This is a genomic window from Roseateles sp. P1_C6, from assembly GCF_056406315.1.
In genome coordinates, this window is the sequence record NZ_JBFUAK010000008.1 from 117,996 (window position 1) to 130,043 (window position 12,048).

Below are 12,048 nucleotides of genomic sequence, written 5' to 3' on the forward strand. Positions count from 1 at the left end.
GGGTCTCCTGGGATGTTGTGAGCCCAGCATAGTCCGCGGCCCAGGTGCGCGCTGTCGCCTCGGCGCAGCTTTTCTGACGCGTCGGGGACAATCGCCGCTCCCATGTTGATCTCCGACCTCCGCCAGCGCCTGCGCGCGCTGGGCGCCAACCCCGACCACGAATCCCGCGTGCTGCGCCACTGGGTGCGCGCGCTGCCGTTGGAGGGTGGCAAGCGGCCGCTGCAGGGCTTTCTGCCCAAGGCCGTCGTGCTGGCGCTGCCCGGGCTGATGGCCGAGCTGGACGGGCTGCTCGCGCCGCGCAGCGAACACGCAGGCGGCGACGGCCAGTCGGCGCGTCTGCTGCTGGGCCTCACCGACGGCCAGACGGTGGAGACCGTGCTGCTGCCGCGCGACGGCGTCTGTGTGTCCAGCCAGGTGGGGTGCGCGGTGGGCTGCCAGTTCTGCATGACCGGCGTGGACGGCCTGATACGCCAGGTCGGCAGCGCCGAGATCGTCGCCCAGGTGGTGCTGGCGCGGCGCAAGAACGCGAAGCTGAAGAAGGTCGTCTTCATGGGCATGGGCGAGCCCGCGCACAACCTGGCCAACGTGCTGGACGCGATCACGCTGCTGGGCCGCGAGGGCGGCTTTGCGCACAAGCAGCTGGTGTTCTCGACGGTGGGCGACGAGCGCGCCTTCACGGCACTGCAGGCGGCCGACGTGAAGCCGGCGCTGGCGCTGTCGCTGCACACGACCGATGCCGCCAAGCGCGAGCGCCTGCTGCCGCGTGCGCCGCGGCTGTCGCCCGAGGCACTGGTCGAGGCGGCGGATGCCTATTCGCGCGCCAGCGGCTACCCCACGCAGTACCAGTGGACGCTGCTGGAAGGCGTCAACGACGGCCCGGAGGAGCTGGACGGCATCGCCCGCCTGCTCAAGGGCCGCTACGGCCTGCTGAACATGATCCCGTTCAACAGCGCGCCGGGCCTGCCCTTCACGCGGCCGAGCTGGGAGCGCGCCCGCGCCATCGCCGCCGAGCTGTGCCGCCGCGGCGTGCTGACGAAGCTGCGCGACTCCGCCGGCCAGGACGTGGACGGTGGGTGTGGCCAGCTGCGCGCCCGCGAGGCCGTGGGCCGACCCGTGCGCGTGGTGAGGATTCACGCCTGAAACACGAAGGCTGAGGCTTCGAACGGTGACAACGGTGTCGCCGCTTGCACGCAGAATGCCAGCGCCGCAGCGGCCCCAGGTCGATGCGAGAAGACATCCCAATCGGAGGAGACATGACTCAGCTTCAGACGCTGGCGGCGCAGGCCCGCCTGGCGATCCTGGTGGCCGGCACGGCGCTGTGCCTGCAGGCCGCCGCCGCGCCCACGGTGCACAAGTTCGACACCACGGCGCAACTGGGCGGCAGCACGCTGCACCTCAACGGCAAGGGCACGCGCGTGCGGCTGGTGTTCAAGGCCTATGACATGGGTCTGTACACCACCAAGCGCGTCAGCACGGCGCCCGAGCTGTTCGCGCTGCCCGGCCCCAAGCGCCTGCAGTTCACCGCGCTGCGCGAACTGCCGGGCACCGAACTGGGCCGGCTGTTCCTGCGCGGCATGGGCGACAACACGCCCAGCGCGCAGATGACGCGCCACACGCTGGCGACGACGCGGCTGATCGAGATCTTCTCGGGCAAGCCCAAGCTGCTGCCCGGCGACACCTTCGCGATGGATTTCGTGCCGGGCAAGGGCACGCAGTTCTACATCCAGGGTCAGGCGCAGGGCGAGCCGGTGGGCGACGACGAGTTCTTCACGCTGGTGCTGCGCATCTGGTTCGGCGATTCGCCGGCCGACACGCAGCTGCGCGACGCGCTGCTGGAAGGCCCTACGACCTGAGGCCGGACGGGCGGGGCTTCTAGAATCCGCCACCATGCGCCGCTGGTTCATCGCCCTGCTGACCTTGCTCGTCGCCGCCCAGTTGTCCTGGGCGGGCGCGGCGCTGTGCTGCGTGGATGAGCTGTCGGGCGAACCGGCGCGGACCGTCTCGCTGTTCAACGGCGAGCCCGCGCACGCGGTGCAGGCCGGCGAGGCGCACCCCGTCTGCGAGACCGGCCACTGCCATTGCCACCATGCCGGTTGCGCCACACCGATGGCGCAAAGCCTGGCACCCAGTGCGCCGCAGGCTCTGGCCCCCGAACCCGCCGCCGCGGCTCCGCTGAAGTCCCACATCCCGGCTGGGCTCGAACGCCCCAATTGGCTGCGCGCCTGATTCGGCGCGCCGCTTCCCCACCCTGTTGATCTGAAGCGCGGCACCTGCGGGTGCCGGCCGCGCCGAACCGTCCGCCGTTGTCCCCACAACCCTGGAGAGTTCGATGCGAAGCCTTGCTGGCTTTCTTTGGATGGCGCTGTTCGCCAGCGCGTCCCATGCCCTGACCTTGGCCGAGGCGCAACGCCTGGCCCTCAACCACAACCCCGACCTGGCCGGTGCCCGGCTGGAGCTGCAGGCGCAGCAAGGCGCCGAAGCGCAGGCCGGCGCGCGGCCCAACCCCGAGCTGGGCGTGCTGCTGGAGGACACCCGCCGCGCCACGCGGACCAGCACCGTGCAGCTGTCCCAGGCCATCGAGCTGGGCGGCAAGCGCGCGGCGCGTCAGTCGGCGGCAGCGCAGGCGCGCGAGCAGGCCGCCGTGGCGCTGGCCGCCAAGCAGGCTGACGTGCGCGCCAGCGTGGCCGCGGCCTTCTTCGACCTGCTCGGCACGCAGCAGCAGCTGCTGCTGGCCGAGTCGTCACTGACGCTGGCCCGCGGCGCCGTGACGGCTGCCGACAAGCGGCTGCAGGCCGGCAAGGTGCCGCCGCTGGAGCTGGCCAAGGCGCGCGTCGCCGAGGCAGGCGCCCGCGCCGATTTGGCCCAGGCGCAAAGCGACCGACTGCTGGCCCGCGGCCGCCTCGCGGCGCTGTGCGGCCAGCCGCTGGCGGCGGCGGCGCAGGCCGATGGCGACGCGACCGCCCTGCCCTCGCTGCCCGACGACCGGCGCCTGGCCGAATGGATGCGGGAGGCCCCCGCGCTGCGGCTGGCACGGCTGGACATCGCCCGTCGCCAGGCGCTGCTGGAGGTCGAACGCGCGCGCCGCGCGCCCGACGTGACCGTGACGCTGGGCGCCAAGCGCGACGCCGAACTGGGCCGCACGCAGGCGATCGTCGGCTTCTCGCTGCCGTTGCCCGTCAACGACCGCAACCAGGGCGGCTTGCTGGAGGCGCTGCGCCGTGAAGACCAGGCGCGCGAGGCGTTGACCGGCGCGACGCTGAAGCTGCAGACCGACGTGGCCGACGCCGCGGCGCGGCTGCGCCAGGGCCGCGAGCAGGTTCAGCTGCTGCGCGACGACGCCTTGCCCACCGCGCAGACCGCCTATGAGGCCGCGCTGAAAGGCTACGAGCTGGGCAAGTTCGCCTTTCTGGACGTGCTGGACGCACAGCGCACGCTGTTCCAGCTGCGCCGTCAGCTGCTGCAGGGCAGTGCCGACGCGCACCGCGCCGCCGCCGACCTGGACCGCCTGCTGGGCCGGTCCACCCAGAACGATCAAGAGGATTGAAGATGAACAGGAAGAACGCAACAGCCATCGCGGCGGTGCTGGCCGTGGGCCTCGTGTTGGGTGTGGCCATCCTGCGCAGCGAAAAGCACGGCGCGGGTGAGCATGACCACGATCACGCCGAAGCACCACCCGCGGCGGAGAAGCCCGCATCGGCGCCGCCTCCCGCACCACAGGCCCGCTTCAGCGACGAGCAGCTGCGCCACAACGGCATCGCGCTGGCCGACGCCGGCCCGGCGCGCATCGCCATCAGCCTGCAGCTGCTGGGCGAGGTGAAGCTGAACCAGGACCGCGCCGTCATCGTCACGCCGCGGCTGGCCGGCCTCGTCGAGGCCGTGCGCGCCAACGCCGGCGACCGCGTGAAGCGCGGCCAGGTGCTGGCCGTCATCTCCAGCCCCGCGCTGGCCGAGCAGCGCAGCGAACTGCTGACCGCGCGCAAGCGCCTGAACCTCGCGCGCACCACGCACGACCGCGAGAAGAAGCTGTGGGAGGACAAGATTTCCGCCGAGCAGGACTATCTGGCTGCGCGCCAGGCCATGCAGGAAGCCGAGATCGCCGTCGAGACCGCGCGGCAACGGCTGGCGGCGCTCGGTGCGTCGGCGGGCGACTCGCAAGCGCTCACGCGCCACGAGATCCGCTCGCCCATCGATGGCGTCGTCGTCGACAAGAAGCTCAGCGTCGGCGAAGCACTGAAGGAAGATGCCGCCGTGTTCCAGGTGGCCGACCTGTCCAGCGTCTGGGTCGAGCTGACGGTGCCGGCCAAGGACCTGGAGCGGCTGAGCGAAGGCATGGCGGCCCAGGTCAAGGCCACCGCCTTCGACGCGCAGGGCGAAGCCCGGCTGAGCTACGTCGGCGCAGTGGTCGGCGAGCAAAGCCGCAGCGCGACCGCACGGCTGGTGCTGGCCAACCCGAAGGGGCTGTGGCGACCCGGCCTGCCGGTGACGGTGGCACTGACGTCCACCGAAGCCGAGGTGCCGGTGGCGGTGACGGCGGACGCCGTGCAGCTGCTGGATGAAGCCCGCGTGGTGTTCGTGCGCCGCGGGCAGCAGTTCGACGCGCGGCGCGTGGAAACGGGCCGCAGCGATGGCCGGCATGTCGAGGTGCTGAAGGGCCTGAACGCCGGCGAGCGCTACGCGGCGAAGAACAGCTTCCTGGTCAAGGCGGACATCGGCAAGGCCGCCGCGGAACACGAGCACTGACCATGTTTGAAAAACTCATCCGGTTCGCCATCACCCAGCGATGGTTCGTCATGCTCGCGGCGCTTGGCATGGCCGCCTTGGGCGTGTTCAGCTACCAGCGCCTGCCCATCGACGCCGTGCCCGACATCACCAACGTGCAGGTGCAGATCAACACCGAGGCGCCGGGCTACTCGCCGCTGGAGGCCGAGCAGCGTGTCAGCTTCGCCATCGAGACGGCGATGGCCGGCCTGCCGCGGCTGGAGCAGACGCGTTCGCTGTCGCGCTACGGCCTGTCGCAGGTGACCGTCGTGTTCAAGGAGGGCACCGACATCTACTTCGCGCGCCAGCTCGTCAGCGAGCGCATCCAGGAGGCCAAGGGCAAGCTGCCTGCAGGCCTGGCGCCCGTGCTCGGCCCCATCGCGACGGGCCTGGGCGAGATCTACATGTGGACCGTCGAGGCCAAGCCGGGCGCACTGAAGGCCGACGGCACGCCCTACACACCCACCGATCTGCGCGAGATCCAAGACTGGATCGTCAAGCCGCAACTGCGCACGGTGCCCGGCGTGACGGAGATCAACACCATCGGCGGCCAGGCCAAGGCGTTCCAGGTGGCCCCGTGGCCGGACAAGCTGGTGGCCTACGGCATCACGCTGCCGGAGGTGGTGCAGGCGCTGGAGCGCAACAACGCCAACGTCGGCGCGGGCTACATCGAGCGGCGCGGCGAGCAGGTGCTGATCCGCGTGCCGGGCCAGGTCGCCAGCCTCGCCGACATCGCCGACGTCGTCATCGCGCAGGCGCAGGGCGCGCCGGTGCGGGTGCGCGACGTGGCCGACGTGGGCCTGGGCCAGGAGCTGCGCAGCGGTGCCGCGACGGAGAACGGCCGCGAGGTTGTGCTGGGCACCGTTTTCATGCTGATGGGCGAGAACAGCCGGCAGGTGTCGCTGGCGGTGGACCAGCGGCTGGAGGAGATCAACCGCAGCCTGCCCCCCGGCGTCATCGCGCAGACGGTCTACGACCGCACGCTGCTGATCGACAAGGCCATCGCGACGGTGAAGACCAATCTGCTGGAAGGCGCGCTGCTGGTCATCGCCATCCTGTTCGCCTTCCTCGGCAACCTGCGTGCGGCCGTCATCACGGCGGCGGTGATCCCGCTGGCAATGCTGTTCACCTTCACCGGCATGGTGGCCAACAAGGTCAGCGCCAACCTGATGAGCCTTGGGGCGCTGGACTTCGGCATCATCATCGACGGCGCCGTCGTCATCGTCGAGAACTGCGTGCGCCGGCTGTCCCACGCGCAGGCCGCCGCAGGCCGCGTGCTGACGCGCCAGCAGCGCTTCGACGAAGTCTTCGCCGCCGCCCGCGAGGCGCGCCGGCCGCTGCTGTTCGGCCAGCTCATCATCATGGTGGTGTACCTGCCGATCTTTGCGCTCAGCGGTGTGGAGGGAAAGATGTTCCACCCGATGGCGTTCACCGTCGTCGCGGCGCTGCTGGGTGCGATGGTCTTGTCGGTGACCTTCGTGCCCGCGGCGGTGGCGCTCTTCATCGGCCATCGGGTCGACGAGACAGAGAACCGCCTGATGGGCTGGGCCAGGCGCGGCTACGCGCCCTTGCTGGGCTGGGCGCTGGCCCACCCCCCGCTGGTGATGGCCATGGCCGGCGTGGCCGTGGCCCTGAGCGCGCTGCTGGCCACGCGCATGGGCAGCGAGTTCGTCCCCAGCCTGGACGAAGGCGACATCGCGCTGCACGCGATGCGCATCCCCGGCACCAGCCTGACGCAGGCGGTGGAGATGCAGCGCGAGCTGGAGCGCACGCTGCAGCAGCAGCCCGAGGTGGCGCGCGTGTTCTCCAAGCTGGGCACGGCCGAGATCGCGACCGACCCCATGCCACCCAATGTGGCGGACACCTTCATCATGTTGAAACCCCGCAGCGAGTGGCCGGACCCCAAGCGCAGCACCGCGTCGCTGGTGGAAGACCTGCAGGCCCTTGCGGCCCGGCTACCAGGCAACAACTACGAGTTCACGCAGCCGATACAGATGCGCTTCAATGAGCTGATCTCCGGCGTGCGCAGCGACGTGGCGGTGAAGGTGTTCGGCGATGACATGACGGTCATGGAAGGCGCCGCCGAGCAGATCGCGGACGTGCTGCGCGACGTGCCCGGCGGACAGGACGTGAAGGTCGAGCAGACGACCGGCCTGCCCATGCTGACCTTGCAGATCGACCGCGCCAAGCTCGCCCGCCTGGGCCTCAGCGTCGCCGATTTGCAGCAGAGCGCAGCCGCGGCCATCGGCGGCCAGGAGGCCGGCGTGCTGTTCCAGGGCGATCGGCGCTTCGACATCCAGGTGCGGCTGCCCGACGCGGTGCGCAGCGATGTCGACGCGCTGAAGCGCCTGCCGCTGCGCCTGGCCAGCGGCACCCATGTGCAGCTCGGCGAGGTGGCCAGCTTCGACGAGGCGCCAGGCCCCAACCAGGTCAGCCGCGAGAACGGCAAGCGGCGTGTCGTCGTGACGGCCAATGTGCGCGGCCGTGACATCGGTTCCTTCGTGGCCGAGGCGCAGGCGCGGCTGGCCGAACGGGTCAAGGTGCCCAGCGGCTACTGGACGAGCTGGGGCGGCAGCTTCGAGCAGCTGCAGTCGGCCACGGCGCGACTCAAGGTGGTGGTGCCGGTGGCGCTGGGCCTGGTGGCCGCGCTGTTGTTCGCGATGTTCGGCAATGTGCGCGACGGGCTGCTGGTGTTCACCGGCGTGCCGTTCGCGCTGACCGGCGGCATCGCGGCGCTGTGGCTGCGCGACATCCCGCTGTCCATCTCGGCGGGCGTCGGCTTCATCGCGCTGTCGGGCGTGGCGGTGCTGAACGGGCTGGTGATGATCGCCTTCATCCGCTCGCTGCGGGACGACGGCCTGCCGCTGGACCGCGCCGTGCGCGAGGGCGCGCTGAGCCGGCTGCGGCCGGTGCTGATGACGGCGCTGGTCGCGTCGCTGGGCTTCGTGCCGATGGCGCTGGCGACGGGAACCGGTGCCGAAGTGCAACGGCCGTTGGCGACGGTGGTCATCGGCGGCATCCTGTCGTCCACCGCGCTGACGCTGCTGGTGCTGCCGCTGCTGTACTGCTGGGCGCATCGGCGCGATACATCTGCGGCCCAGCCGGCGCTTGACTCTGGACCCACTCCAGGGTTTGAAATGCACCGATGAACGCACCCACCCCCTCCCCCACCGGCGCTGACGGCACGGCGACCTGCTGCGGCGCTGGCCAAGCACACGCCCCGACGCCACCCGTCGCCGCGCCCGCCGGCGGCCATGTGCTGCGCATCGCGAACATGGACTGCATGTCCGAGGAGGCGGAGATCCGGCATGCGCTGGAGACCGTCGCCGGTGTGGCGCAGCTGCGCTTCGACCTGCCGCGCCGCACGCTGGCGCTGGTGGCCGAGCCCGCCGTGCTGCAGGCCGCGATGGAGGCCGTGCGCCGCATCGGCTACCAGCCGGAGCTGCTGAAGGCCGCCGAACCCGGCGGTCCCTCGGACGAACCCGGCGACCAACACGACCACGACGACCATGGCGCCGAAGGCACCAGCCGGGTCCGGCTGGCCGCCGCGCTGGGCATCGCGATCGCCGCGGAGGCCGCGTCCTTCTTCGCGCCCGACCAGCCCGTCTTCAAGGCCGCGCAGATGCTGCTCGCCGCGCTGGCCATCTACCTGGCGGGCTTCGGCACCTACCAGAAGGGCTGGCACGCGCTGAAGATCGGCCGGCTGAACATCAACGCGCTGATGACGGTGGCCGTGACGGGCGCCTTCCTGATCGGGCAATGGCCGGAAGCGGCGATGGTCATGGCGCTGTATGCCATCGCCGAGATGATCGAGGCCGGCGCCGTGGAGCGGGCGCGCGGCGCCATCAAAGGCTTGCTGGACATGGCGCCGCAGGACGCGGAAGTGCAGCAGCCCGACGGCGGCTGGCGCCGCGTGGCGACGGCCGCCGTGACGCCTGGCGCCGTCGTCCGGTTGCGCCCGGGCGAGCGCGTGGCGCTGGACGGCGTCGTGACCCTGGGCGCCAGCGCCATCGACCAGGCCCCGGTGACGGGCGAGAGCATTCCGGTCGACAAGGGCGTGGGCGACCCGCTCTACGCGGGCACGATCAACCAGAACGCCGAGCTGCAGTACCGCGTGACGGCGCTGGCCGCGGACAGCACGCTGGCCCGCATCATCCACGCGGTCGAGGCGGCGCAGGCCACGCGCGCGCCCACCCAGCGCTTCGTGGACCGCTTCGCGGCCGTCTACACCCCCGCCGTCTTCGTGCTGGCCCTGGCCGTGGCGCTGGCGTCGCCCTGGCTGCTGGGCTGGACGCTGATGCAGTCGGTCTACAAGGCGCTGGTGCTGCTGGTCATCGCCTGTCCGTGCGCGCTGGTGATCTCCACGCCGGTCACCATCGTCAGCGCGCTGGCGGCTGCGGCGCGGCGCGGCATCCTCATCAAGGGCGGCATCTACCTGGAACAGGCGCGGCTGCTGAAGGCCGTGGCGCTGGACAAGACCGGCACGATCACCGAGGGCAAGCCACGGCTGGTCGCGCACGAGGTGCTGCCCGGGACCGTGCAGGCGGCGTCGGCCCTCGAGGTGGCGCTGAGCCTGGCCGCACGCTCCGATCATCCGGTCTCCCAGGCCATCGCGGCGGGCCTGGCGGCGCAGGCCACGGCCCGGGATGTGACGCAGTTCGAGGCCGTCGCCGGCCGCGGCGTGCAGGCCACGCTGGGCGCCACGCGCTACGTGCTGGGCAACCACCGCTGGATCGAGGAACGCCAGCAGTGCTCGCCGGGCCTGGAGGCGATGCTGCAAGCCCATGAGAAGGCCGGGCGGACGGTGACGCTGCTGGCCGACGAACGGGCGGTGCTGGCGTTGTTTGCGGTGGCCGACACGATCAAGCCGTCGTCGGCCACCGCCGTGGCGGAGCTTCGGGCGCTGGACGTCCAGCCCGTGATGCTGACCGGCGACAACGCCACCGCCGCGCAGGCCGTGGGCGCCGAGGCCGGCTTGACCGAGGTGCGCGGCAACCTGCTGCCGCAGGACAAGCTCGACGCCATCGTCGACCTGCAGGCGCGCGTCGGCCCGACGGGCATGGTGGGCGACGGCATCAACGATGCGCCGGCGCTGGCCAGGGCGGACATCGGCTTCGCGATGGGCGGCGCCGGCACCCACACGGCCATGGAGGCCGCGGACGTGGTCGTCATGAACGACGACCTGCGTCGCCTGCCCGAGACCATCCGGCTGTCGCGGCGCGCCCACGCGGTGCTGTGGCAGAACATCTCGCTGGCGCTGGGCATCAAGGCGCTGTTCCTGGTCGCCGCCGTGTTCGGCGACGCCAGCATGTGGATGGCCGTGTTTGCCGACATGGGGGCCAGCCTGCTGGTCGTCTTCAACGGGCTGCGGCTGCTGCGCGCCGCGCGCTGACCGCGGGCGGCGCGCCGGCCGGCTCAGCGCCGGCTGGCGACCCAGGCCGTCACCAGCTCACGCAGCACCGGCAGCGGCACCTGGCCGGCCGTCAGCACGACGCGGTGGAAGCCCTTGATGTCGAACTTGCCGCCGAGGGCCGCTTCCGCCTCGGCGCGCAGCTTGGTGATCTCCAGCTGGCCGATCTTGTAGCCCAGCGCCTGGCCCGGCCAGACGATGTAGCGCTCGACCTCGGAGGTGACATCGCTCTCGGCCATGGACGAGTTGTCCAGCATGTACCGGATGGCCTGCTCGCGCGACCAGCCCTTGTGGTGCAGGCCGGTGTCCACCACCAGCCGCATCGCGCGCAGCTGCTCGTCCGACAGGCGGCCGTACCACTGGTAGGGGTCCGTGAACATGCCCAGCTCCTTGCCGATGCTCTCCGCATACAGCGCCCAGCCCTCGACATAGGCCGTGTAATGGCTGCCGAAGCGGCGGAAGGCCGGCAGCGTGGTGTCTTCCTGCGCGATGGAGATCTGGAAGTGATGGCCCGGTGAGGCCTCGTGCAGCGACAGCGTCTCCATGCCGAAGATGGGCTGGGCCTTCAGGTTGAAGGTGTTGACGTAGAACACGCCGGGCCGCGAACCGTCGGCCGACGGTTGCTCGTAGGACGCACCGGCCGCGCTCTCGGCGCGGAAGGCCTCCACCTCGCGCACCTCGTAATCGGCCTTCGGCGCGATGTCGAAGAGCTTGGGCGTGAGGCCGTTGATCTTCTTCTGCAGCTCGCGGTAGCCGGCGAGCAAGTCCTCCGGCTTGGTGTAGTAGTACTTCGGGTCGTCCTGCAAGTGCTTGAAGAAGGCCTTCAGGTCGCCGGGGAAGCCCACCTGCTTGCGCACGGCCTCCATCTCACCCAGGATGCGCGCGACCTCCTTCAGGCCGATCTCGTGGATCTCGTCCGGCGTCAGGTCCACCGTGGTGGACTGCTGCACGCGGTAGGCGTACCAGGCCTTGCCGTCGGGCAGCGCCGACCAGGCCGTGCTGGTGCGCGCCTTGGGCGTGTACTCGTCACGCACGAAAGCCAGCAGCCGCGCGTAGGCGGGCAGCACCTGGGTCGACAGCAGCTTGCGCATGCGGGCCGTGATGCGCTCGCGGTCCGCGGCCGGCACGGCATCGGGGAACTTCTTGATCGGCCCCCAGAACAGGCTCTGTTCGGGGTCGGTCACGGCCAGCGCGGTCAGTTGCGGCAGCACCTTCTCCATGACGGCCTTGGGCTGGGTCACGCCCGCCTTCAAGCCGGCGCGCATGTTGGCGATGCTGCCGTCCATCACCGGCACGGCCAGCGCTAGGCGCTTGAGCCAGTCGTCGTAGTCCTTGGTCGAGCGGAACGGCTGGATGGACTGGCCGGTTCCCAGCTGCGCGAGCGAGCTGGGCAGGCCGCCGATCTGGCTGATGGGCTGCATCCAGCCCGGGAAGCGCTCGCCGGCCAGGTCGCGCTCCAGGTCCAGCTTCAGGATGGCGTAGGACACGCGATCCTTGGGCTCCAGCTTGTCCTTGTTGAAGCCGGCCAGCGCCTTGATCTGGGCGCGCAGCTCGCGCTTGGCCTGCGCGCGGTAGGCGGCGGTCGTCTGGTCGACGAGGCGGTCGTTGTAGCGCGGGTCGCCCAGCGACGTGGCCAGGATGGGTTCGCGCTTGAGCGTCAGCTCCCATTCGGCGTCCAGCCAGCGGTGGAAGCGTTCGCTCTCGGTGGGTGCGGCCCAGGCAGGAAGGCTCAGGGCGAGGGAAGTCGCAAGCAGGCTGAGGGCGTGACGACGGCGCATGGCATCTCCGGTTTGAAGGCCGCGATGCTAGCCATAGCCCCAGCTGACAGCCGAAGGACATGGCATCCCTACAATTTGGGCGAGCCCCGCCTTTGCGGGGCT

Annotated in this window: 8 protein-coding genes; 7 read left to right on the forward strand and 1 reads right to left on the reverse strand. The window is 70.9% G+C overall.

All coding sequences use genetic code 11. The features are described 5' to 3' along the window. Positions 1–102 precede the first annotated feature (102 nt). From AC1D29_RS18555 to AC1D29_RS18585, 7 genes are all read left to right on the forward strand, one after another. Positions 103–1,140 carry an RNA methyltransferase gene (locus AC1D29_RS18555; RefSeq protein WP_477900086.1) on the forward strand — a complete coding sequence of 346 codons (1,038 nt, stop codon included), beginning with the start codon at positions 103–105 and terminating at the stop codon, positions 1,138–1,140. A 113-nt stretch (positions 1,141–1,253) separates the two neighbouring features. Continuing rightward, on the forward strand, positions 1,254–1,853 hold the full coding sequence (locus AC1D29_RS18560; RefSeq protein WP_477900088.1) for a chalcone isomerase family protein: 600 nt from the start codon (positions 1,254–1,256) through the stop codon (positions 1,851–1,853). A 34-nt stretch (positions 1,854–1,887) separates the two neighbouring features. Continuing rightward, positions 1,888–2,226 (forward strand): hypothetical protein, encoded by a 339-nt coding sequence (locus tag AC1D29_RS18565; protein WP_477900090.1) that lies wholly within the window; start codon positions 1,888–1,890, stop codon positions 2,224–2,226. 103 nt (positions 2,227–2,329) lie between these two features. Then, positions 2,330–3,544, forward strand: a complete 1,215-nt coding sequence (locus AC1D29_RS18570) for a TolC family protein (protein ID WP_477900092.1) — start codon at positions 2,330–2,332, stop codon at positions 3,542–3,544. 2 nt (positions 3,545–3,546) lie between these two features. Next, positions 3,547–4,740, forward strand: coding sequence for an efflux RND transporter periplasmic adaptor subunit (locus tag AC1D29_RS18575; protein ID WP_477900094.1), 1,194 nt, complete (start codon positions 3,547–3,549; stop codon positions 4,738–4,740). 2 nt (positions 4,741–4,742) lie between these two features. Continuing rightward, positions 4,743–7,907 (forward strand): efflux RND transporter permease subunit, encoded by a 3,165-nt coding sequence (locus AC1D29_RS18580; protein WP_477900096.1) that lies wholly within the window; start codon positions 4,743–4,745, stop codon positions 7,905–7,907. Then, complete coding sequence (locus AC1D29_RS18585) at positions 7,904–10,150, forward strand: heavy metal translocating P-type ATPase (protein WP_477900098.1); 2,247 nt, start codon at positions 7,904–7,906, stop codon at positions 10,148–10,150. Before AC1D29_RS18580 ends, AC1D29_RS18585 begins: the two co-directional genes overlap by 4 nt. Before the next feature lie 23 nt (positions 10,151–10,173). On the opposite strand, the gene AC1D29_RS18590 is transcribed toward AC1D29_RS18585, so the two are convergent. After that, the gene (locus AC1D29_RS18590; protein ID WP_477900100.1) at positions 10,174–11,946 is read right to left on the reverse strand and encodes a DUF885 domain-containing protein; all 1,773 of its coding nucleotides are present in this window, start codon (positions 11,944–11,946) and stop codon (positions 10,174–10,176) included. Between the last annotated feature and the right edge of the window lie 102 nt (positions 11,947–12,048).